This window comes from Streptomyces sp. NBC_01176 (genome assembly GCF_045039825.1).
Classification (GTDB): Bacteria; Actinomycetota; Actinomycetes; order Streptomycetales; family Streptomycetaceae; genus Streptomyces.
Map to the genome: position 1 here is coordinate 1,076,788 of NZ_CP108600.1, position 22,321 is coordinate 1,099,108.

Annotated in this window: 16 protein-coding genes; 12 read left to right on the forward strand and 4 right to left on the reverse strand. The window is 69.2% G+C overall.

The features are described from left to right. Positions 1-65: 65 nt before the first annotated feature. Entirely contained in the window at positions 66-1,793 is a 1,728-nt protein-coding gene (locus tag OG199_RS04340; protein ID WP_405828076.1) for a SpoIIE family protein phosphatase, read from the forward strand. Between the two features lie 261 nt (positions 1,794-2,054). Then, positions 2,055-2,459 carry an ATP-binding protein gene (locus OG199_RS04345; RefSeq protein WP_405828078.1) on the forward strand — a complete coding sequence of 135 codons (405 nt, stop codon included), beginning with the start codon at positions 2,055-2,057 and terminating at the stop codon, positions 2,457-2,459. Between the two features lie 204 nt (positions 2,460-2,663). On the opposite strand, the gene OG199_RS04350 is transcribed toward OG199_RS04345, so the two are convergent. After that, positions 2,664-3,110, reverse strand: coding sequence for a hypothetical protein (locus tag OG199_RS04350; protein WP_405828080.1), 447 nt, complete (start codon positions 3,108-3,110; stop codon positions 2,664-2,666). Positions 3,111-3,371: 261 nt separating this feature from the next. Here OG199_RS04350 and OG199_RS04355 point away from each other — a divergent pair, with 261 nt between their 5' ends. From OG199_RS04355 to OG199_RS04365, 3 genes are all read left to right on the forward strand, one after another. After that, entirely contained in the window at positions 3,372-4,070 is a 699-nt protein-coding gene (locus tag OG199_RS04355) for a TetR/AcrR family transcriptional regulator (RefSeq protein WP_401808496.1), read from the forward strand. 827 nt (positions 4,071-4,897) lie between these two features. Then, on the forward strand, positions 4,898-5,623 hold the full coding sequence (locus tag OG199_RS04360) for a class I SAM-dependent methyltransferase (protein WP_405828082.1): 726 nt from the start codon (positions 4,898-4,900) through the stop codon (positions 5,621-5,623). A 532-nt stretch (positions 5,624-6,155) separates the two neighbouring features. Then, on the forward strand, positions 6,156-8,300 hold the full coding sequence (locus tag OG199_RS04365) for a DPP IV N-terminal domain-containing protein (RefSeq protein WP_405828084.1): 2,145 nt from the start codon (positions 6,156-6,158) through the stop codon (positions 8,298-8,300). Positions 8,301-10,081: 1,781 nt separating this feature from the next. Here the strand turns inward: OG199_RS04365 and OG199_RS04370 are convergent. Genes OG199_RS04370 through OG199_RS04380 form a run of 3 tightly spaced genes read right to left on the reverse strand, consistent with a single transcriptional unit; the run spans position 10,082 to position 13,646 of the window. Next, on the reverse strand, positions 10,082-11,623 hold the full coding sequence (locus OG199_RS04370) for an FAD-dependent oxidoreductase (protein WP_405828086.1): 1,542 nt from the start codon (positions 11,621-11,623) through the stop codon (positions 10,082-10,084). A 53-nt stretch (positions 11,624-11,676) separates the two neighbouring features. Continuing rightward, positions 11,677-12,408, reverse strand: coding sequence for a class I SAM-dependent methyltransferase (locus OG199_RS04375; protein WP_356804333.1), 732 nt, complete (start codon positions 12,406-12,408; stop codon positions 11,677-11,679). Between the two features lie 44 nt (positions 12,409-12,452). Then, positions 12,453-13,646, reverse strand: coding sequence for a lycopene cyclase family protein (locus tag OG199_RS04380; RefSeq protein WP_405828088.1), 1,194 nt, complete (start codon positions 13,644-13,646; stop codon positions 12,453-12,455). A gap of 750 nt (positions 13,647-14,396) precedes the next feature. On the opposite strand from OG199_RS04380, the gene OG199_RS04385 reads away from it, so the two are divergent. The 7 genes from OG199_RS04385 to OG199_RS04415 all read left to right on the forward strand — a co-directional run bounded on the left by OG199_RS04385 (position 14,397) and on the right by OG199_RS04415 (position 21,787). Next, the gene (locus OG199_RS04385; protein ID WP_405828090.1) at positions 14,397-15,524 is read left to right on the forward strand and encodes a polyprenyl synthetase family protein; all 1,128 of its coding nucleotides are present in this window, start codon (positions 14,397-14,399) and stop codon (positions 15,522-15,524) included. Beyond that, a complete protein-coding gene (locus tag OG199_RS04390) occupies positions 15,521-17,062 on the forward strand; it encodes a phytoene desaturase (protein WP_405828092.1) in 1,542 nt (513 codons plus the stop codon). Before OG199_RS04385 ends, OG199_RS04390 begins: the two co-directional genes overlap by 4 nt. Beyond that, positions 17,059-18,087, forward strand: coding sequence for a phytoene/squalene synthase family protein (locus OG199_RS04395; protein ID WP_405828094.1), 1,029 nt, complete (start codon positions 17,059-17,061; stop codon positions 18,085-18,087). Before OG199_RS04390 ends, OG199_RS04395 begins: the two co-directional genes overlap by 4 nt. Beyond that, positions 18,084-19,103, forward strand: a complete 1,020-nt coding sequence (locus OG199_RS04400; protein ID WP_405828095.1) for a DUF5914 domain-containing protein — start codon at positions 18,084-18,086, stop codon at positions 19,101-19,103. Before OG199_RS04395 ends, OG199_RS04400 begins: the two co-directional genes overlap by 4 nt. 235 nt (positions 19,104-19,338) lie before the next feature. After that, positions 19,339-20,142, forward strand: a complete 804-nt coding sequence (locus tag OG199_RS04405; RefSeq protein ID WP_356804342.1) for an alpha/beta hydrolase — start codon at positions 19,339-19,341, stop codon at positions 20,140-20,142. Next, the gene (locus OG199_RS04410) at positions 20,142-21,440 is read left to right on the forward strand and encodes a PP2C family protein-serine/threonine phosphatase (RefSeq protein WP_405828098.1); all 1,299 of its coding nucleotides are present in this window, start codon (positions 20,142-20,144) and stop codon (positions 21,438-21,440) included. Before OG199_RS04405 ends, OG199_RS04410 begins: the two co-directional genes overlap by 1 nt. Beyond that, positions 21,437-21,787, forward strand: coding sequence for an STAS domain-containing protein (locus tag OG199_RS04415; protein ID WP_405828100.1), 351 nt, complete (start codon positions 21,437-21,439; stop codon positions 21,785-21,787). The genes OG199_RS04410 and OG199_RS04415 overlap by 4 nt, the downstream gene beginning before the upstream one ends. Positions 21,788-22,321: the final 534 nt, after the last annotated feature.

The following is a 22,321-nucleotide window of genomic DNA, read 5'->3' on the forward strand; positions in this document are numbered from 1 at the left end:
ATCCTGTCCGTCGCTGTCGGCGTTGGGGGTACCTTCGGGTAGATCTGCATCCGGCGAGGAGAGTCATGGACATAACCGGCACGGGCACCGGAGATTCGCACGTTTCCGGTCCCCAGACGGGGTCTGGCGCCCTGCTTGGCCCAACGCTGGAGGACATGCAGACGGCTGTCATTGTCGTCGACAACGGCGGACTCATCGTCTCGGCCAACCACGCGGCCAAGAGTGGGCTGGGCCACAGGTTCGAGGAACTCGGCGGGGAGGATTTTCACGAGCTGCTGCATCGCGACAGTCACGGGCACGCCACGCCCCGCACGCGCTCTCAGCTGAGAAACGCGATTCTCGCCGGGACAACCGAGCACGGCGACTCGGAGTGGTTCGCCCGCGGGGACGGCACGCTCGTCCAGATGTCCTGGCTCGTCGCGCCCTACTCCTGCGGATCGGACAGGACGGGTGCGCTGGTGTTCTTGTATGAACCGAAACGGGGCGTACCTGAGGGCGGCGGCACTGAGGTCCCAGCACCGCTGACGGAGCTGGACCGCCTGGCGCTGCTGGCGGAGACGACCACTCAGCTGACGTCCACCTTGGATGTGGAGGAGGCACTGCGCCGGCTGGCGGCCCTGACGGTGCCCCGGCTTGCGGACTGGGCGGTGATCGATCTGCTCACCGAACAAGACGAGGTGCGACGCGCCTTGGTGACGGAGTACAGGGACGGAATCCTGGTCGAGCGGGAGGACCTGCAAGGGCCCATGCCCCCCGTTCCGGAGGAGTCCCCGATGCCCCTGTCACGGGCTCTGCGCGGCGCCGCGTCCTCCCTTGCGGGCCCTGCCACCTATCAGGGGCCGCCCGATTCGGGAATCGCTGTCGAGCAGGGGCGCTTGTTCGTCGAGACGGGTATGCACTCCGCTGTCATCGCGCCCATCCGAGGTCTGCGCGACGTGCTCGGAGCGCTGACCCTGGGACGCTCCAAACTTCCACGCGCCTTCACCGGCGCCGATCTGCCGCTGTTGGAGGACATCACCCGCCGGGCGGGCCTGGCGCTGGACAACGCGCGTCTGTACCAGCGCCAGCGCAAGGTCGCCGAAACCATGCAGCGCCACCTGCTGCCCCAGCTCCCCACCGTGCCCGGGGTGGAGATGACGGCACGCTACGTACCCGCTCCGCACGCCTCCTCCGTCGGCGGTGACTGGTACGACGCCTTCGCCCTGACCGACAGATCCCACGCCTTGGCCATCGGCGACGTCGTCGGACACGACCTCGACGCCGCAGCCGGCATGGCGCAGGTCCGCAATATGCTCCGCGCCTTCACCTGGTCACAGCCCGAGGCCATGCCCAGCGCCGTCGTCACCCAGCTCGACAACGCCGTGAAACACGTAGCCGAGGTCCCCATGGCGACCATGATCCTGGCCACCCTCTCTCCCGGCGACGACGAGCTGTGGCGACTGTGCTGGACGAACGCCGGCCACCCCCCTCCGCTGCTGGTCAGCCACGACGGTCGTGCCCGCTACCTCACCGACGCCCACGGCATTCTGCTCGGCACCGGAATCATCCGGCCTCGCCCGGATGTCTTCACCGTCCTGCCGCCCCGCACCACCGTCCTGCTCTACACCGACGGCCTGGTCGAGTCACCACACCACTCCCTCGATCACGGACTGGAACGGCTGCGTCGACACGCCGCCTCTCTTGCCCACCGCCCCCTAGATGCCTTTTGCGACCTGCTGCTGGAGCAGACCCGGCCCGGCGACAACGACGACGACGTCGCCATGCTCGCCCTGCGCACGCCCGACCGTGCGTAGAGGGGTGGGCTGTTCGGCTGTGTCCTGCTTGCCTGCCACGTACGCCCTTCAACGAACCACTGCGGTCCAGGCCAACTCCTTTGGGAGGGAAGGCCGAAGCGCATCATTCTATGGGTGCTGCCTGTGGGCGGCTGTGCCACAGGTAACGTGCAGGGCAGGCGTACGCGGTGCCGGTAGGGGTGACCGGCGGGGAGACGGAAGCGGGCACGAATGGACGGAACAACCGGAGACCCGGGCATTGGACGGCCCGGCACTGCCCCGGTGCTGGAGACCTCCCTCGCCTTGGACAGCGACGGGTCCCGCATCGCCCAGGCCCGCCATCTTGCCGCCGCGTTCCTCGCGAACGTGAAGGACCGTTACGGCATCCCGGTGGCGGCGGCCACGGTGGAGATCGTTCAGCTGATCGTCAGCGAACTGGTCACCAACGCCCGCAAGTACGCTCCCGGACCGGCCCTGCTGCAGCTGCGCATCACCGGGCCCGTCCTGCGGGTCGAGCTCTGGGACAGCAACCCCGTGGCGCCGGCCGCCAACGCCCCGGATCCGACCCGTGTCGGGCAGCACGGCCTGGAGATCGTCGCGGCCTTCGCCCGCATCGTCACCGTGGAGCAGACCCCCGTCGGCAAGCGCATCACAGCCGACGTCCTCCTCATCCCCGCGACCGCATAACGGCACGGACCGTGCCGCAGCCGCTCCACGTCACGGCGGCACCTGGGTCCTGTCTCCCTGGTCATCTGAGGGTCAGAGTGTTCAGCCCGGCGCCAACCGGGCCTGGCATGAGTGGAGACAGCGTCGTCTGACAGGGCAGCAAGGGCTCGTCCGTCGACTGTCCCGACAGCTGCCGCCGTTCCGGAGTGGGGCGGTCCGGCCGCGTCAGCTGTGGTTCAGGGACCACTCGACCTGGTCCTGGTACCAGCGGGCGGGAGTGATGACACTGTGCGACGACGCCGCTTCCTCGACCTGGTCCTGGTACCAACGAGCAGGAGTGATCACGCTGTGCGACGACGCCGCTTCCTCGACCTGGTCCTGGTACCAACGAGCAGGAGTGATCACACTGTGCGACGACGCCGCTTCCTCGACCTGGTCCTGGTACCAACGAGCGACACTGACACCGTGCCACGACGCCGCCTCGGCCTCGTGGTCCGCGTAGCGGCCGACCTGCTGGCTGCCGGTCACGGAGGTGGCGGACACGTGCTGCGTGTGCTGCACGGGTACCGAAGTCGTGGCCGCCGACGCTGAGCCACCGGTCCCGAGAAGCGCTCCGCCGGCCAGTGCCGTGGAGGCGAGTGCGATCGAGAGGCGCTTCGTCATGCTGCTCATGGTCATTTCCCTTACAGAACTGCCGCGGCTTCGCCGATCCGGCGGGCGCCGCTTCCATGTGAACCGAGATCCGGAAATCCCGGGTCAGTCGGCTGGCTTCAAGGTCATCCGGAGGGGTGCCTCACGTTGACTCCGCCACCGTACCCGAGGGATGCCTCATGTTTGCAGTGAGCATCATCACAGCACTTCACGGGCATGAAATTGCGATCGGGAACACGAAATCCCTCCAACGGGAGGGGTGCCTCATGTTACTGTCGAGCCATGAGCCACCACCACGCCCCGTCCCTGAGCGAGTCACCGGCGAAACCCCTGCGCCGTGACGCACAGCGCAACAGGGACGCGATCGTGGCCGCCGCCCGCACCGCCTTCGCCGAGCAGGGCCTCGGAGCGTCCCTGGAGGGCGTCGCCCGCGACGCCGGCGTCGCGATCGGCACGCTCTACCGCCACTTCCCCACCCGCCTCGCCCTGGTCGAGACGCTCTTCGACGCGAAGTACACGGAACTGCTCGCCACCGCGGAAGAGGCCGCGGTCATGGACGACGCCTGGGAAGGGTTCTGCCGCTACATGGAGAAACTCTGCCAGCTGCAGGCCTGCGACCGCGCCTTCAATGACCTGGTCTCCGCACGGCTGCCCTTGCACGCAGCCGGCCGCGAAATGCACGAACGCGCCAAGGAAATCTGCACCCAGGTCATGCGCAGCGCCCAGGAACAGGGCGGCCTGCGCGACGACGTCACCCCGCAGGACATCGCCTTCGTGATCTGGTCCCAGGCCGGGATCATCCAGGCCACCCGCACCGTCGCCCCCCGGGCCTGGCGCCGCCACCTCTACCTGATGCTCGACGGATTCCGCGCCCAGGGCGCCCACGAACTGCCCGAACCGCCTCTGACCAGCGAGCAGGCCGACCAGACCCTCACCACCCTTGAGTGCAACCAAGAGGACTGCCGCGAGCAACGGCCCTGACCCGTGCCGCCACACACCACCCACACCTCACAGCGCGAGCCCGTCCCCCGCGAGCACGTCTTCCGCATCGCCGAGCTCCCTCGCCGGACCCCGCGTGTTCACCACGGGTCACACGGGTCATGAGCCGGCCGGCAGTTCGCCCCGGCCGCGCCCCGCACACTGCTGCTCGGCGGATACGCCGACCAGGAACGCCTGCAGTACATCGGCCGCACCACCGGGGGGGACGGCGAAGTACTCGATGTCTTCGTACGAATCCGGGAGGGAGCCGTGGCCGCCGCCGGCCAGCTGGGTGCCAGCGGGACAGACCGCTTAGGTCAGAGCGCCCGGCTCGGACTGCACTGAGACTGCCACGCCGCGCGGCTGGGGCGCAGCCCCGCCGCGACCGGAAGGGGTCCGGTCGCGGCGGGGCTGCGGCGGTCATCGTGGCGGCTACTGCAACAGTGCGTGTGAACGTGCGCATGGCGGGCTCCATGGAGGCGAGGGAAATGCGTCAGCGGTACCGCCAGAAACCGCAGCGAATACCGCTGGGTGATCATTTTCCGCCACTGCGCGTTCTGTGGTGCTTTTGATGCTGCTTCAGCCCGGTGAGTGAATTGCGGGGGTCGGTACATCGGACCGAGAACCGGCACCAACGGCCTTGCCGCAGACAACGGTGCCGCCGCACGTAAGCCAGGCCGGCCGTCCCGCACCTCAGCCTCATACAGCTCTCCTGTGTCAGCGAAGTTTGATCGGCACGGGGTACTGATGGCCAGGGCAAGAATCCCAGCCAGCCGAGTCCTGGGAAACTCAGTAGCTCTTCGGGCCCGGCTCTGCATACGTTCGGCCGCATGGCTGACGACTGCTTCGGGCATCCACGACTCGCCGCGATCTACGATCCCCTCGACCCCGACCGCAGCGACCTCGATGCCTACCTCCGCATGGCGGAAGAGTTCAAGGCACACCAAGTTCTGGATATCGGCTGCGGCACAGGCGTGTTCGCTCTCCTCCTGGCGGACCGCGGCATCGACGTCGTCGGCATCGATCCCGCCCAGGCATCCATCGACGTAGCCAGGGGCAAACCGGGCAGTGGGCGAGTGCGCTGGATCAGCGGCGACGCGACAGCCCTCCCGCCACTGCGGGTCGACCTCGCGACGATGACAGCAAATGTCGCCCAGGCCATTGTTGATCCTGCCACCTGGCAGAAGACGCTGCGCGGAGCCTACGAGGCACTACGACCTGGCGGGCACCTGGTCTTCGAGACCCGCGATCCGGCCAGACGCGCTTGGGAAGAGTGGACCCGCGAGAAATCCTGCCGCGTAACGGAGATCGCGGGCGTCGGCTCCGTCGAGAGCTGGGTCCAGCTGATCGAGGTGAGCCTGCCCCTGGTCACCTTCCGGTGGACCTACGTCTTCGCAGCTGACGGACAGGTGCTGACCTCGGATTCGACTCTGCGCTTCCGAGAGCGTGAAGAGATCGAGACGGACCTGGTCGCCCACGGCTACGTGGTGCAAGACGTCCGGGATGCGCCTGACCGCCCAGGCAAGGAGTTTGTCTTCCTCGCACGGCACCCCTGATCTCCAATGATCCACGCCACTCAAACTTCGATGCCACACGCTCAAAGTTCGGTGGCACAGGACAACAGCCCATGGTTCCTCCGATCAGCGGCGGGTGTCCCGTCTCAGTCGACCTGGTCCCTGTCTCAGGTGTTCTGTTCCGATCCATTCGTCGTCTCGGGTGATCCGGCCTGATGGTGCTGTAGCTCTACGTGGTCACCAAGTTGTGTCTCGCCCGTTGGGTGAGGCTTGACCGGTGTGAGCCGGAGGCCGGAAGCCTCGGCTCGAAGCCCGCCTGGCATCCTGGCCACATGGACGCTGACGCCCTGGCTCCGATCCACCTCGACATGGTGATGGACGGGTTAGCGATAAATTCTGCCTTGCCGGAATCCATGATCCGGCGACTGTTCGCATGGCGGCGGGGCCGCGGAAAGGTGGCGAGGCGTCCGGACCTGACCGTGGCATGATCGCCGAGATCATCGCGATCGACGACCACTGTGCGGTTCTCGATATTCCAATGCTGCTGTACCGAACGAATGGCACAGTGCCGGGCATGGTGACTTCCCCACTTCTGCGACAGCTCGCCCGCACTCGCCGCTTCACCCTCGGCGCACCCGGCCGTTTCACCGTGGCACCGGACGGTGCCTGTGTCCTGTTCCTGCGGAGCCGGGCCGGGGACGATCCGGTCGGGTGCCTGTGGAGGCTGGACCTGGCAACCGGCGCGGAGCGGCTGCTGGCTGACCCCGCCGTGCTGCTCGGCGATGCGGCCGATGAGGTGCCGGAGGAGGAGCGCATTCGCCGAGAGCGCGCCCGCCAGCAGGCCGCCGGGATCACCGACTACGCTACCGACACGGCCGCTCAGGTGGCCGCGTTCGCGCTCTCCGGGCAGCTGTGGGTGGCGGATACAGGCTCCGACGCCGTCCGGCAACTGCCTGCCCAGCAGCCGGTGGTGGACCCGCGTCCGTCCCCGGACAGCCGGTACATCGCCTACGTCTCCGGCGGCGCGCTCCGGGTGATCGGCGCCGACGGCAGTGGCGACCGAGCGGTGGCCGCGCCCGAGCCAGCGGAAGGTCCAGACGTCTTCTTCGGCCTGCCGGAGCATGTGGCGAGCGAGTCGATGGGACGTTACAGGGCGTACTGGTGGGCACCGGACGGGGAGCGGCTGCTGACCACCCGGGTGGACAACCGGGATGTAAGGCTGTGGTACATCGCCGATCCGGCCGATCCCGCGAAGCCGCCGCGCACGATGCGCTACCCACAGGTCGGTACCGCCAACGCCGAGGTCACGCTCTGGATCTCCGACCTGGCGGGCAACCGCACCGAGGTCCAATGGGACCGGGCCGGCTTCGAGTACCTCCCCGCGGCCGGTTGGGACGGGCACGGTCCGTTCGCCGCCGTGCTCAGCCGCGACCAGCGCACACTCCAGGTACTGGCCGTCGACCCGGCAGACGGTACGACCAGCCTCCTGGCCGAGCGGCACGACCAGTGCTGGGTGGAGCTGTTGGTGCCCGGAGTACCCGCGCGGACAGGTACCGGCCTGCTCGTCGACTACCTCGACCGGGACGAGACCCGGCACCTGAGCATTGACGGCACGCCGGTCACGCCGGACGGCCTGCAACTGCACGAGGTACTCGCGGTGGACGGCGAGACGGTGCTTTTCACCGCGGCCGCAGAGCCCACCGAGCGCCATGTGTGGAGGTACCGTCCGGGCCAGGGAATAAGCCGGTTGACCGATCAGCCGGGCGTGCACTCCGGCGCATTCCGCGGCGGCACGTTCGTACGCACCACGCGCACGCTGGATCTGCCGGGCCCATACACCACCGTGCACCACCTGACCGAAGACGGCCGACCGGAACCGGAGGGCGCCGCGCCCGTCGAGATCGGTTCGCACGCCCAACGACCGCTGCTGCAACTGCGTGTCGAATCCGCCGCGGTCGGGCCACGTGAACTGCGCACACACCTCTTCCTGCCGTCCTGGCATCGGGCCGGCGATGCCCCGCTGCCGGTGCTGCTCGACCCCTACGGCGGCCCCGCGATGCAGAAGGTGATGGCCGACCAGACCGCTCACACCCTCGTCTCTCAGTGGTTCGCCGAACAGGGCTTCGCAGTGCTGGTGACGGACGGCGCCGGCACGCCCGGACGCGGGCCGCGCTGGGAGAAGGAGATCTTCGGTGACCTGATCGGCCCGACCCTGGACGACCAGGTCGCCGCGCTGCACGCGACGGCCGAGCGCCACTCGGAGCTGGACCTCGGCCGGGTCGGCATCCGTGGCTGGTCGTTCAGCGGGATGCTGGCCGCCGCCGCGGTGCTGCGCCGGCCCGACGCCTTCCACGCCGCGGTGGCCGGCGCCCCGCTCACCGACCAGCGGCTCTACGACGCCTGCTGGAAAGAGCGCTTCCTCGGTCTGCCCGACCGATACCCGGAGCATTACGAGCTCTCGTCGCTGCTTGCCGACGCTCCGAAGCTCAGCCGTCCGCTGCTGCTGATGCACGGGCTGGCAGACGACAACGTCTTCGTGGCCAGTACGCTGCGGCTCTCCAACGCTCTGCTGGCCGCTGGGAAGCCGCATGAGGTGCTGCCACTGAGCGGGATGACACATGCCACACCGACCAACGACACGTTCGCCCGGCTGCTGGGGCACCAACTGGAATTCCTCCAGCGGCACTTGGTCGGCTCCCCCGGCACGGTGCCCTGCTAGGGCGCATACCGAGTCGTGATCAATCTGCGGGATCCGCCCTCGTGGTGGGTCCCGCACCGGCAGGCCGTCGTGAGTGACGCAAGTACAACTGACTCAAGTGCTGTGACCGGGGAGGTTCGCCGGGTTGGCAGTACTGTGCCGTGCGTTCGCACCTTTTGACCGGCGGCGTGAAGCCAGTCCGTCCGGGACGGTGCTCTGGTCGTGCGCCTCCAGCAGCAGGCTGCGCAATGGCGAGGCAGTCCAGGCACCGACTCCAGGCGACGGGGCTCTGCGGGTAGCGGGGCCAGCCGATCCGAGGGCGCGGGCGGAGCATGAGCGCGGTGCTTCCTCCGGCAGGGTGGATAACCGACAGTGCTGCGTCCCGCACACGGAAATCCGTCAGGCGGGGCGTGGCGGGTGCTCGACTCGACTCCCTGCCGATGTCCTGGGCCGGACGCTCAAATCAGGCCGCGCTTTCAGTTGCATGGTTGCGTATCTCGATCGTGGCCACTCCGACAGCGCCACTCTCACGGATAAGGCGCACGAAGCTGGATGGTGGTCAGCGCGTACACCGCGCGCCGCCGGGCGCGCCCTCGCTTTCTCTCCCTTGCCCCCGGTTCAATGCCTACTTCTACAGTGACGACAAAGGGGGATTCTGTGCGGAATCGACGGCATGGGTGGCTTGCTGCGGCCGCGTTCGGTGCTTCGATGGTGCTGGGCCTGGCATCAGCTCATCCAGCGGCCGCGTACGCGGCGGGGAACTCTACGTGGGGAAGGGTCTGCTTCCACGGCAGGTGCGTGCCGAAAGGCACTCTGCTGCACGTCATGGACGGGCACGGTGTAGCCCTAACCTACGACCGCGCCCAGTTCACAACCCTGTGGCCCATCTGTAACTGGTGGGTAGATTTCGACTATTACGACTCAGCCGGCAGCAGGTACAAGCACATCCAGGGGCAGGCTCACGGTGGCCGCTGCATGGTCAACGGCAACGTACGCGTCGACTTCGCAACCGGCCCGCAGCTGTGGAAGACAGGGCGGGCCTGCGCTGTTCTGTACACAAACGCGATCCGCCTCACCCAGCAGTGCCACAGCCTCCATCCCTAGCCGAGCGATTGTGCAAGCGCTCCCGTTCCGGACCCGCGCCGGCCCCCCAAACGGCCACGTAGCACAGAGCCTGCTCGCCTACCTCCGACGCTCCGAGTGTGGGTGCAGCACCGGCGGCCGCGATCGCTCCGGAGTCCTCAGCGCCGAGCTCAACGTGGCGCTCCGCCAGTGGTCGATCCTCAATCCCCCTGCTCCCGACGAATACGGACTCGCCCGGCCGAGCCACGACGAAGTCGACGTCTTCCGCCTGGCGTTGGACACGATCATCACGGGCCTGGAAAGCGGCTCGCAGACGGGGACGGCAAGCTGGGCGCCGGCCATTGAGTTCGCAGTCCTGACAGCGTTGCGGTCGAAGTTCGGGCGGCGGCCGCGCATTGCCGCCCGCCAGGTCCAACGACCCGGACGTCCCGGGCAGCCTGTTCTTCGGGCACGCTGCCCCACCCGCTCCAAAGGGGCCGCCCGTGCAGAACCCAGTCCGCCCACTGCCCCACCGCCGCACCACGACGGTGGGCTTCGCTTCTGGCACTTCTCCCGCGCGGGCAGGCCAATGTGCACTGGTCGGCCGGGGGCGATATCGATCTGGTCAGGTGTGGACCGGGCGTCGGCGCGACAACTCTTGTCCTACGCAAGGCCAGTAACCTCCCCCTTACTCAACAGCCCCCTCCGTGCGCAGATTCCGCAGCGCGACGGGTCGGTCGTCAAGGCACTTGATTCGAAGGCCGTGGCGCCGGGGTTTGCCGGTTCCTCCCCCATCGAGCAAGGCCGCGCAGGGCCGCGTTAATTCCTCGGTCGGGGACGGTCCACAGGGTCTGGCCCGCGACCCCCCAGCGGTCCAACAGGGCGTTGGCGGCCATGAATCCGCTCGTCGCCGCCCGTTCCATCAGCGCGACCGGCAGTTCCGTTCGGACCAGGTCGCCAGCGACCATCAGGCCTGGGTCGGAAGTTCGGACGGTCGGACGGTCCATGTATGCCCCGACTGGAAACAGTGGGCAGTCGGCTCGCCACTCGTGCTGCTCGTCGACGACAGTTGCCGCGAGGGTCTCCGGATACACGGCGTGCAACTGCGCGAGCAGGCGCTTCTGCTCCACTTCTCGGGCCGCGTCCTCGGACTGGGCGTAGGCGTGCAGCTCCACTACTGATCCGCCGGTGCGGGCGGCCCAGCGATGTGCCTCGCCCTCCCATCGCTCCAGGACGCTGACGTTGTCCAGGGTTCCGTAGCCGCTGGTGCCCAGAAAGCCGGGCCGGTCACGTGCCACCGGCCGGTCCAGCCAGAGCCGGGAGACCAGGAACGGAGGCGCGTTGCGCAGCCGGGCCACTCGGTCGCGCCACGGGGCGTCGGCAAGGTGCGGGGAGCGGCTGACGACGGACTGCAGTCCGGCCGTGTCCATGGCCAGCACGACCGTGTCGTGTCGTCGCTCCTCGCCGCCGGTGGCGACGTCGAAGCAGCCGTCCGCTGTGGGCTCGATGTTCTCGACGGCCGTGGAGGTGCGAACATCGGCGCCATGGTCCCGCAGATAGCCGGCGAGGGGTTCCCAAAGGGCGTCGGGGAAGGGCTCGTTGGGTACGTCGAAGAGGAGGCCCTCGGCGGAACCGAGGAAGTAGATGTGGAACATCAGCACCATCTCCGCCGCCGACAGCTCCCGGGGGTCGGCGAAGAAGCTGCGGGAGAACACTTCGAACGCGAGGTGGTACGCGGCTTCCGGGAAACGGACCGACTCCAGGAAGTCCCGGGCGCTGACGGCGTCGAGGCGCTCGTACACGTCGGGGACGCGGACGTCGAGCAGGGGAAGTGCTGCGACCGGGTTCATGCGCGCCAGGTCGCGGATACCGAAGGTGGGGCTGAGGGCAACGAATCCGAGCGCGCTCCACGGCGGGGTCCGCGGCACGCGGCGAAAGCTGTCCCGCAGTCCCCCACTGTGGCGCAGCGGATAGTCGGCGAGGCCTGTCAGGCGCTCCAGCCCCGGGTCGGTTCGCCGGAGCAGTTCGCGCAGGTTGTAGTACTGGCGGAAGAAGGCGTGAAAGCCACGGCTCATCGTCACCGTGGTGCCGTCGCGGAGGTGGACCGGCCAGCCGGCGAGGCGTCCGCCGAGGGCCGGTTCGCGCTCGTAGAGCGTGACGCGCACTCCGCGTTCGGCCAGGACGGTCGCGGCCGCCAGGCCGGCGATGCCGCCGCCTACGACGGCGGTCGTCGGCGGCCATTCGCTGTCGACCCGCGGCGCTCCGGGCCGGGGTGTCAGCATTCGGGCTCGTCGGTCCCTGCCGGGACACCGCGCTTCCTGCGGCTGTGGGGTCCTCACCGGTCACCGGCTGCGGCATCGAGCGCGCGCCTGGCGACGATGGTGTGGGTGATGCCGGTCTGCCAGCCCGGCAGGGGCAGCACACGGACGTGGTCGAACCCGGCCGAGCTGACGCGGGCGGCGAACTCGTCCGACGTGTCGAAGTCGACCACGCTGCGCCAGAGATGCCGGTACAGCTGTCCGTCTCCGAGAGCGGTGGCCACGGGTAGCACGATGCCGCCGCACACCATGGTCCACACCCCCCGATGGGTGGCCCGGCCACTGAGGGTGTACTCGTGCACCGCTAGCCGCCCGTGCGGTGCCAGGACATCGCGCACGGTCGCAAGGACACCGTCCGGGTTGGCGGCGTTGCGGATGAGGTAGGCGGCGAACACCGCGTCGAACGGTCCCTCGACGCCTGCCTCCGCCAGGCGTTCCGCCGGGGTGTGCACGAAGGTGACACTGTCGTTCCAGGGCTTCGCGGCCGCGCGCTTCAGCATGCCGGCGGAGGCGTCGACCGCCGTGATCTCCGCAGCGGGGAGCGCGGCGGCGAGTGCTGCGGTCGAGGCACCCGTGCCGCAGCCGAGGTCCAGCACGCGCATGCCGCGGCCGCCTTCCGGCAGGCCGAGCCGGCGCGCGGAGCGGCGCAGGTCACGGTGGTATCCCGGGTTGAAGGCCACCAGCGTGTCGTAGCTACGAGAAGCGTGGTTGAACGCGGAGGCCAAGTCCTCGTCGTGCAGCAAGGTCATGCGGTCTCCTTGAACAGGGGGTGCGATCGGGCCCGGCGGTGCGGTCACTGCTCGGGAAAGGGGCGACGGGGCAGGTAGGGAAGTTCAACCGCGGAGCGCAGCATGGGCAATACAGGGGTGTGCATTCCTACCAAGAGGTCCTCGTAGAGGCGGGTGCGGCCGTCGAGGAAGCGCAGCAGCCGCTCCATCGGTACCTGCGAGAACAGGCCCGAGAAGAAGGCGGCGCCCTCGACCCGGCCGCTCGCCAGGGCGCGCAGCATGACGGCGTCCATGGCACGGGAGCGAGCGGAGTGGGCGGGCGGTGGCAACGGACGACGCCCCGCCCGCAGTGCGCTCGCGACGGCCTGGGTCTGGCGTTGCACGGCGGCAAAGGTGTAGCCGGTCGACGGCCGGGTCGCGCCTCCGGCGGCCCCGATGCGGAAGACGGTCGACGCGGTCTGCCGGGCGAACGGCGCATCGGTCATGGGGATGACGCCCGTCTCAGCCGAGACGACTTCGAGTCCGGTCAGACCGAGGACCACCTCGGTGTAGTGCCGCAGGGCGGATTGGTAACCAGGCTGGGATAGGACAGCGGACGAGAACTCCGTGTATTCCACGAGGGCCTCGCGGCGGCAGATGGGCAGGACATAGCCGAACGACAGGCCTCGCGGGGGCTGCGGCGTCCGGAAGTCCATGAGCTCCACCGTGTCCAGGTCGAAGATCGGCCGGTCGGAGCGGACGAAGCAACCATGAAAGTGCTGCAGCAGCGTGGTGCGGGCGGCCGGGAGGCTGCCGAGTGGCCGGGAGTCGAAGACCCAGCTGGCGCGCACGGTGAGCGGACGTCCGTCGACGGTGCGGGCGTGGACGTGGGCGCCGTCGGTGATGCCCTCCACCGTCTCCACGGACGCCTCGATGCGGTGGACATCCTCGCTCTCCGCGAGGTCACGTGCGATCAGGCTCTCGAAGTCGTCCGAGCGGATCATCTTGTACCGCTGGGGCGCGATGGCGTCCTCGATCGCCTGGCCGCTCGACGTGTGTACCCGCAGCTGCTGCCACGACGCGGTCACGGCCGCGTCGTACGGTCCACGGCCCGGCTCCCAGAAGCACCACGTACGGCTCGGAGGCCGCAGTGGCCCCGGCGGGGCGTTGAGCAGGAGCACCGACAGCCGACGTGCTCCGGGCGCGGGACACGACAGCCGGTGGGCCAGAGACAGACCTGCGGCTCCCGCGCCCACAATGGCGACGTCCGCCTCGAGCACCGGCGCTCCCTCCTTCTGCGCGTCCCTCTTGGCGCTGCTGGAAGCATTCCTGGTCGTGTGTCCCGTCGGACGCAGGCCACGCTGGGAAGTAGACCGTGCGGCGGACTCCTGCGCCAGGCACGGCGGCGACCCGAGGTGATCGTGTGACGAACCCTCACAGGGTCTCGTGAAAGGGGGTCCTGTCCCCGATCGGTGCCGCCAGCTCAGGCATCAGCAACGGGGCACAGGAGATTCCCGAGATGCCGCACGAGGACCACCGCCGAGACGGCGCGATCCCGGGGACACGACCAAGCCGGTCAGCGGCGCGAGGCAGTGGGTGTCGTCCGGACCGTGTCCCGCAGGCGGGCGCGGGCCATGAAGCGTTCGTTCGGGTTGGTGGGTCCGCGACGACGGGTGCGCAGCGGCTGTCCGGTCCCGACACGACCTGCCGAAACGATCTGCCGGTCGCCCACTTTCCCTCGTATGGCGCATCAGAGTGCGCCCCGGACGCGGAATGCGTTCAAACACAGGCCAGATCCGATCACGTCGAGAGGAACCGGGATGCGCTCGAGGACGGCGGAGGAGCAGCATGCGGCGGAGTCGCCACGCGGCCTGTCCAGCGCGTCCCGGCCTGCCGCACTCCCCACGGGACATACGAACGCCGCGAGTGCCGCAGAATCACCCGACAGCCGACTCGAGGGCGATATGCGCGCTCCCGCTCCTACGTACGTGCATGACGTCCGCGTCATCGATGGCGACGTCCCTGCGGCCGTGGGAGGCCTTCTCGAACACCTCTTGGCGCAGCGCATCGCACAGGCCACTGTCCTGGAACCCGTCTTCGCCCGCGATCTGGCCGACCGTGTCGCACGCTTCACCCTGAGCGGCGGTAAGCGCATCCGGTCCCAGTTCGTGTGGTGGGCGCTGCGCGCCTGCGGCGGAGGGATCCGTGACGCGGAGTCCGCCTTGCGGATCGGCGCCGCGCTGGAGCTGATCCAGACGTGCGCGCTGGTCCACGACGACGTGATGGACGGCTCCCGGCTGCGCCGCGGCGAGCTCGCCCTGCACGCGGACGTTGAAGCGCAGTACGCCGACGCGATCCCGCCCCCGCAGGGGACACGCTTCGGCGAGGCGGCAGCGATCCTCGCCGGGGACCTGGCGCTGGCCTGGGCGGACGACGTGCTCGCCGACACCGAGTTCACGGCTGATACCGGGCGCCGGGTGCGCGGTCTGTGGAGCTCGATGCGCATGGAGATGGTGGCCGGGCAGTACATGGACATCCAGGGCCAGACCACCTCGTCGCGCTCCCAGGCGCGGGCGATCCGCGCCGCCTGCCTCAAAAGCGCCCTGTACTCAGTGGAGCGACCGCTGGCGCTCGGTGGCGCCCTCGCCGGCGCGGACGCCGCCACGACCGCAACGCTGTGCGCGGCCGGCCGGTGCGTGGGCATCGCCTTCCAGCTCCGCGACGACCTACAGGACGTCTTCGGCACTGCGCAGCGGACCGGCAAGCACTCGGGCGGCGACATCCGCTTGGGTAAACCCACCTACCTCGTCGCCGTCGCCCAGGCCCGGGCTGAGGCCGAAGGCGACCGCCGCGCGCTCGCGGTGCTGCGGCACTCCCTCGGCCGCACCGACCTGTCCGAGTCCGGCCTCGCCAGGGTGCGCGAGGTCTTGGTCCTCACCGGCGCACGCGAGAGGGTCGAGGCGAAGATCGACCGGTTGATCGCTTTGGGCATACGCCACCTGGACACCGCGGCACTCCAGCCGGACGGCCGCCGTCGCCTGCGCGAGCTGCTGCATTCCACTGCGGCGCCTACGCCGTCCGGGTCATCCGGCGTCGAGGAGGACGTCGTGCCTGAGTCACGCCTGCTCACCGCCGGATCCGAGAGGGCCCCCCGATGACCAAGACGCTCCCAGGGCGCACCGACCACATCGTGGTCATCGGCGCCGGTCTCTCCGGGCTCTCAGCCGCCCTACACCTGCTCGGCTCCGGACGCCGGGTCACCGTCGTCGAGCGCGACCCACTGCCCGGCGGCCGCGCCGGACGCCTGGTGCGCGGTGGTTACCGCATCGACACCGGTCCCACGGTGCTGACCATGCCCGACCTGGCCGATGAGGCGTTCGCCGCGGTCGGCGACAGCCTTCACAAGCGCGTCGATCTCATCCCCCTCCACCCGGCCTACCGGGCACACTTCGCCGACGGCAGCAGCATCGACGTGCACACTCGTCCCGACGCCATGGAAGCTGAGATCGAGCGCTTCGCCGGCGCCGGCGAGGCCGCGGGCTATCGGCGCCTGCGCGACTGGCTCGAACGGTTGTACCGGATCCAGATGCGCCAGTTCATCGACGCCAACTTCGACTCCCCTTTCCAGCTGCTGACATCCGACCTGGCCCGGCTCGCGGCCCTCGGCGGTTTCGGCCGGCTGGACGCGCGCATCGGCCGCTACCTCCACGACGAGCGCCTGCGCCGCGTCTTCACCTTCCAGGCCCTGTACGCGGGCGTACCACCCGCACGAGCCCTTGCCGCCTACGCCGTCATCGCCTACATGGACACCGTCGCAGGTGTGTACTTCCCCCGTGGCGGCATGCACGCCGTACCGCAGGCCATGGCAGACGCCGCCGCCGAAGCCGGCGCCGACCTACGCTTTGGACAAGACGTCACGCGGCTGGAACGCTCCGGCGACCGTGTCACCGCCGTGGTAACCACCGAGGACCGCATCCCGTGCGACGCCGTCGTCATCACTCCGGACCTGCCCGTCGCCTACCGCCTCCTCGGCCGCCGGCCGCGCCGCCCCCAGCGGATCAGGAACTCGCCGTCAGCCGTGGTCCTGCACGCGGGCACCGACCGGACCTGGCCCGGACTGGCCCACCACACGCTCTCGTTCGGTGGGGCCTGGAGCCGTACCTTCGAGGAACTGACCAGGACCGGAGAGCTGATGAGCGATCCGTCCTTTCTCATCACGTGCCCGACCACCACGGACCCAGGCCTCGCCCCGCCCGGCCACCATCTGCACTACATCCTCGCCCCCTGCCCGAATACGGACATCGGGCCGGCCGCCACCGAGTGGGGTGCGCTGGCGCCGCGCTATCGCGACAGCATTCTGAAGGAACTGGAACAGCGCGGCTTGGACGGTATCGGCTCGGCCATCAAGGAACGGTGCCTCGTCACGCCGGCCGACTGGCATGCCCAAGGGCACGCGGCGGGTACGCCTTTCTCGGCGGCCCACACCTTCGCGCAGACCGGACCGTTCCGCCCGCGCAACTTGGTCCGCGGCACCGAGAACGCCGTACTTGCGGGCTGCGGGACCACGCCCGGTGTCGGAGTGCCGACCGTACTTCTGTCCGGCAAGCTGGCCGCGGCCCGTGTCACCGGATCGACGAACCGCACGTCCGGCAGCAGACGCAGCCGGCAGCCCACACCGGAATCGATGCCCTCATGACCGCCCGCGAACTCGACGCGGCGGGCATCACCGACCCGACACTGCGCAACGCCTACTCTCACTGTCGACAGCTCAACGCCCAGAACGGCAAGACGTACTTCCTCGCCACCCGACTCCTGCCGGCCGCGCGCCGGCCCGCCGTCCACGCTCTGTACGGCTTCGCCCGCTGGGCCGACGACATCGTCGACTCCCTCGACACCACCGTCACCACGGACAGGCGCTCCGCGGACCTCGCCCGCCTCCAGGCGGACTTGGAGCGGGGCCTGCGGAACGCCGACAGCACCGAACGGGTCATCCTCGCGCTCGCCGACACGGCCCGCCGGTACAGCATCGATCACCAGCACTTCAGTGACTTCATGTCCTCCATGCGCAGCGACTTGGAAGTCACCAACTATCCGACATACGAAGACCTGCGAAATTACATGCACGGCTCCGCCGCGGTCATCGGGCTGCAGATGCTGCCGGTCCTTGGCACGGTGGTCCCGTGCGAGGAGGCAGCGCCACAGGCGGCCGCCCTCGGCATTGCCTTCCAGCTGACCAACTTCCTGCGAGACGTGGGCGAGGACCTCGACCGGGGCCGGGTCTACCTGCCCGCAGATCTGCTCCAAGCGCACGGCGCCGACCGGGAACTGCTGTACTGGAGCAGGAGAACCGGCCGCCGTGACCGGCGCATCACTCAGGCGCTGAAGGCCGCAGAGGACCTCACCCGCGGTGTCTACCGCGAGGCCGCGCCGGGACTCGCGATGCTCGACCCCGTGTCCCGCCCGTGCATCCGCACTGCGTTCGTTCTGTACAGCGGAATCCTGGACACCATCGCCGAAGGCGGCTACACGGTAGTCCACCGCCGCGCAGTAGTCCCCCGACGGCGCCGTGCCACGATGGCCCTGGACGGGCTGGTGCGCGTGGCGGCTGCGCGAGCGGTGTCCCGTGCCGGAGCCCGGCGGGGCACGCACCCAGATCGGAAGCAGTTGCACGTCGAGACGGCCGCGCCGTCACCCAAGCCGGTGCATGAGGGGGTCGCGTGACATCCGACCGATTCACCACTCACGGGCGCTTTCCGCTGTCCCTCCGCCGCGGCTCGGTGCCCTGGGAGCACCAGCGTCCGACCTGGCACGAAGCCCGGCCCTCCGTCATCGCCGAGGCGCTGAAGCGAGCACAAGCCCGTCCCTCGGGCAACTGGTACGTCGTGGGGGCCACCCGTGACGTCCGTGACGACCGCCCGTTGGCAAGGACCATCGCAGGCCAGGAGGTGGTCGCATGGCGCGATGCGGAGGGCCGGCTCGTCGCTGGGCCCGGCGTCTGCCCTCATCTAGGCGCACCCCTCCGACAGAGCCCCGTCCACTGCGGCACGCTCGTGTGCCACTGGCACGGACTCGCCCTCAAGGGCAAACCGATTGCGGGATGGGAACCACTGCCCGTACACGACGACGGGGTCCTGACGTGGGTGCGGCTGGACGGCGTGGGCGGCGAGCCGCCCCGTGACGCACCGGTGGTGCCGATCAGGCCAAAGCTTCTGGACGCGGTGTCAGCCGTGCATGTGAGGGTCGGAATCTGCGAACCGCAGGACATCATGGCCAACCGGCTGGATCCATGGCACGGCGGCTGGTTCCACCCCTACTCTTTCGTGGATCTGACCGTCGTCGACGCACCGTATGGCAGGGGGCGGGGGAATGCCGAGGACGGTTTCACCGTCGACGTCTCCTTCAAGCTCGCCGGACGGCTCGTCGTCCCCGTGCGAGCCGTGTTCACCGCCCCCGAGCCGCGAACGGTCGTCATGACCATCACAGAGGGCGAGGGGCAGGGCTCTGTCGTCGAGACGCATGCGACGCCGCTGGGCCATGACGAGCACGGCAGGCCGAAAACGGCCGTCACTGAGGCGATCGTGACAACCTCGAACCGCCGAGGGTTCGCCGCGGCCCGCTTGGTGGCACCCGTTCTGCGGCCTCTTGTGCGGGCGGCGGCCGGACGCCTGTGGCGCGACGACCTGGCGTATGCCGAGCGGCGTTGGCAATTGCGCTCCACGGGACGTTTCCCCGGCTGAAGCGCCTCTGTGCCGCTCCGTGCGGGCCACGTGGCCTCGTCAAAACTTGATGGGCCGGGCCGAGTACGTCACACGGCACTGGGGCGTCCTCAGCGACTGGCGAAGCGCGGAGTGGCCTTGCTGCAGTCCGGCGGGTCCTTCGGCCGGCGAGGAAATCCATTGAGACCCCGGGCGGGACGTGGAGTGCTTCGGACGCCGGGGCAGGAGGGTGAGCTGATGCTGGGAGGATGGGGGCATGGACATCGCTCGCAGGAACAACGTCACCGTCGTCGGCAACCCGCAGGGGCCGGCGGTGGTGCTGGCTCACGGGTTCGGCTGCGATCAAAACATGTGGCGGCTCACGGTGCCTGCCTTGGTCGACGACTACCGCGTGGTGCTCTTCGACTACGTGGGTTCGGGGCGCTCGGATCCGTCCGCGTTCTCGGAAGACCGTTACGCCTCTCTGGACGGATATGCCCGGGATGCGGTCGAGGTGTGTGAGGCGCTCGACCTCCGCGATGCGGTGTTCGTGGGGCACTCGGTCAGCGCGATGATCGGGGTGCTGGCCGCCGACTTGGCTCCCGAGCGTATCGGGGCGCTGGTCATGGTCGCGCCGTCTCCGCGGTATATCGACGACGAAGGCTACCGAGGCGGGTTCAGCGCACAGGACATCGACGAGCTGCTGGCGTCTCTGGAGGCAAACTACTTGGGCTGGTCAGCGGCAATGGCGCCGGTGATCATGGGGAATGCTGAGCGGCCCGAGCTCGGCGAGGAGCTGAACAGCAGTTTCTGCGCCACCGATCCGGACATGGCGCGAGTCTTTGCCCGGACCACGTTTCTGTCGGATGCGAGAGACGATCTGAAGGGCGTGAAGGTGCCGACACTGGTGCTGGAGTGCACCCAGGACGTCATCGCCCCCCGGGAGGTCGGCGCCTTCGTTCACCAGGCGATCCCCGGCTCGACGCTGGTCACTCTCGATGCGACCGGGCACTGCCCCCACCTGTCCTCGCCAGAGGCCACCAACGAGGCAATCACCGGCTTCCTCGCGGGCCTGCGCTGATGTGCCGCACCGGGAAGCAGCGCGACCCGCACGATGCCGGCGACGAGAGGACTTCGGATGCGGCGTTCGCCTCGCTGCTGGAGGACAGCGCCGAAGACCTCTACGAGAGCGCGCCGTGCGGTTACCTGTCCACACTGATGGACGGCACCATCGCAAAGATCAACAACACGCTGCTGGGCTGGCTCGGTTTGGAACGGCAGTCGGTGGTGGGCCGGATGCGGTTCGCCGATCTGCTGACCGTGGGCGGCAAGCTGTACCACGAGACGCACTTCGCGCCGTTGCTGCGGATGCGAGGAGAGATCGGTGGCATAGCCCTGGAGATCAAACAGGCCGGCGGCGCCCGGATGCCGGTGCTGGTCTCCTCCGCGATCAAGCACGGCAGCACCGGCGAGTCCCTGCTGATCCGCACCACCCTCTTCGACGCCCGGGACCGCCGCGCCTACGAAGAAGAACTCCTGCGCGGCCGGAAAGCGGCCGAAGAAGCACGCAAACAGGCGGAGACCGACCGATCCCGGCTCCAGGACGCCCTCGCCGTACTCCAGCAGTCGCTGTTGCCCACCACCCTCCCGCCGGTGCCCGGAGTCGAGACGGCTGCCCACTACCACACCGCCTCCCCCGACCGGCTCGGCGGCGACTTCTACGACGTCTTCCCCATCGACGGCAAACGCTTCGCCTTCTTCCTCGGCGACGTGTGCGGCAAGGGGCCCCAGGCAGCCGCGGTCACCTCACTGACCCGCTACACCCTGCGCGCAGCCGCCCTGCACGACCCCGACCCCGTCTCCGCTCTGTCCACCCTCAACAAGGTGCTCCTCGAGCACTACACCGGCGGCGACCCGCGCTTCTGCACCGCCGTCTTCGGAACCCTCGAACGCGACTCCGCGACCGGACAGGTCGCCATCCGCCTTGCCGCAGGCGGCCACCCCCCTGCCCTCGTCCTGCGGGCCGACGGCACAGCCGACTTCCTGCCCACCCCCGGCGGCCTGCTCGTCGGCGTCTTGCCCGACCCGCCCTTCGCCACCGCCACCACCGTCCTCGCCCCCGGCGATACCCTCCTGCTCTACACCGACGGTCTCACCGAAGCCCGCACCGGCGAAGACCGCACCACCCTGTACGGAGACGAGGCCCTGCGCGCCTTCGCCGCCCGCCACGCGGGCAAGTCCCCACACGCCGTCGTCCAGACCCTGACCGGTCTGCTGGACGACTTCGGCGACGGCCTCGACGACGACACAGCCCTGCTCGCCCTTGGCGTCCCAGCCCCGGCCCCGTCCCCAGCCCCTGCGACGAAGAACACACCATGAGCCCGCTTGACATCACGACCCGAGACGTCGCCACCGGTCCCGTACTGCAGATCATCGGCGAACTCGACTACGGCAACGCCTCCGTGCTGCGTGAACTACTCACCACGATCACCCTCCAACCAGGTCAGCGCCTCGTCCTCGACCTGGCGCGCATGGACTTCTGCGACTCCAGCGGCCTCACTGCGCTGATCGCGGCTCGCAACCACGCCCATGCCGCGCAAGCCGACATCGCACTCGCCGCCGTCCCCGCCAACACCCTGCGCGTACTGCGCATCGTCGGCCTCGACCAGGTCTTCCCCCTCCACCCCGACAGCGACTCCGCAACCCGGGGTCCTGACGCGCGATGACCTGGTCGCGAAGAGTGCGTCGAGCGCGGACGCACGTGTTCCCGATCCGGTGATCACACTTCGGTGAGCCGAGGAGGGGGGCGACCAGTGCCTACGGGTGGCCCCGCCTCATGGCGTTCAGGCCAGTGACTCCGCAGTCACGCCGTCCTCGCCTGTCATGCGCCGGCCGTCACAGTCCCGGATCCGACACGTGTCGGGCAGCACGGCCTGGAGATCGTCGCGGCCTTCGCCCACACCATCACCGTGGAGCAGACCCCCGTCGGCAAGCGCATCACAGCCGACGTCCTCCTCACCCCCGCCGCCGCATAACGGCACGGGCCTTGCCGCAGCCGCTCCGCGTTACGGCACCTCAGGCCACGGCTCAGCTCGTACTGCTTTCCGGTCGCCCCGCCTGCCCTGCGGGCCTGCCGCCTCCCCGCACCGGTGCCGTCAATTCGCCCGGGCCTGACTCACCGCCTCTCCAGACGAACGCATCCCTCTCGCGCAGACTCAGCCACGCCCGGGCGGCTCCTGCTCGCTCGGCGTCTCCTTGTA

Excerpts from the sequence above, each read along its gene's own strand:
- OG199_RS04405 (WP_356804342.1), top strand. The coding sequence starts at position 19,339 with ATGGACATCGCTCGCAGGAACAACGTCACCGTCGTCGGCAACCCGCAG.
- OG199_RS04360 (WP_405828082.1), top strand. The coding sequence starts at position 4,898 with ATGGCTGACGACTGCTTCGGGCATCCACGACTCGCCGCGATCTACGAT.
- OG199_RS04355 (WP_401808496.1), top strand. The coding sequence starts at position 3,372 with ATGAGCCACCACCACGCCCCGTCCCTGAGCGAGTCACCGGCGAAACCC.
- OG199_RS04415 (WP_405828100.1), top strand. The coding sequence starts at position 21,437 with ATGAGCCCGCTTGACATCACGACCCGAGACGTCGCCACCGGTCCCGTA.
- OG199_RS04365 (WP_405828084.1), top strand. The coding sequence starts at position 6,156 with ATGGTGACTTCCCCACTTCTGCGACAGCTCGCCCGCACTCGCCGCTTC.
- OG199_RS04390 (WP_405828092.1), top strand. The coding sequence starts at position 15,521 with ATGACCAAGACGCTCCCAGGGCGCACCGACCACATCGTGGTCATCGGC.
- OG199_RS04370 (WP_405828086.1), bottom strand. The coding sequence starts at position 11,623 with ATGCTGACACCCCGGCCCGGAGCGCCGCGGGTCGACAGCGAATGGCCG.
- OG199_RS04340 (WP_405828076.1), top strand. The coding sequence starts at position 66 with ATGGACATAACCGGCACGGGCACCGGAGATTCGCACGTTTCCGGTCCC.
- OG199_RS04375 (WP_356804333.1), bottom strand. The coding sequence starts at position 12,408 with ATGACCTTGCTGCACGACGAGGACTTGGCCTCCGCGTTCAACCACGCT.
- OG199_RS04410 (WP_405828098.1), top strand. The coding sequence starts at position 20,142 with ATGTGCCGCACCGGGAAGCAGCGCGACCCGCACGATGCCGGCGACGAG.
- OG199_RS04395 (WP_405828094.1), top strand. The coding sequence starts at position 17,059 with ATGACCGCCCGCGAACTCGACGCGGCGGGCATCACCGACCCGACACTG.
- OG199_RS04350 (WP_405828080.1), bottom strand. The coding sequence starts at position 3,110 with ATGAGCAGCATGACGAAGCGCCTCTCGATCGCACTCGCCTCCACGGCA.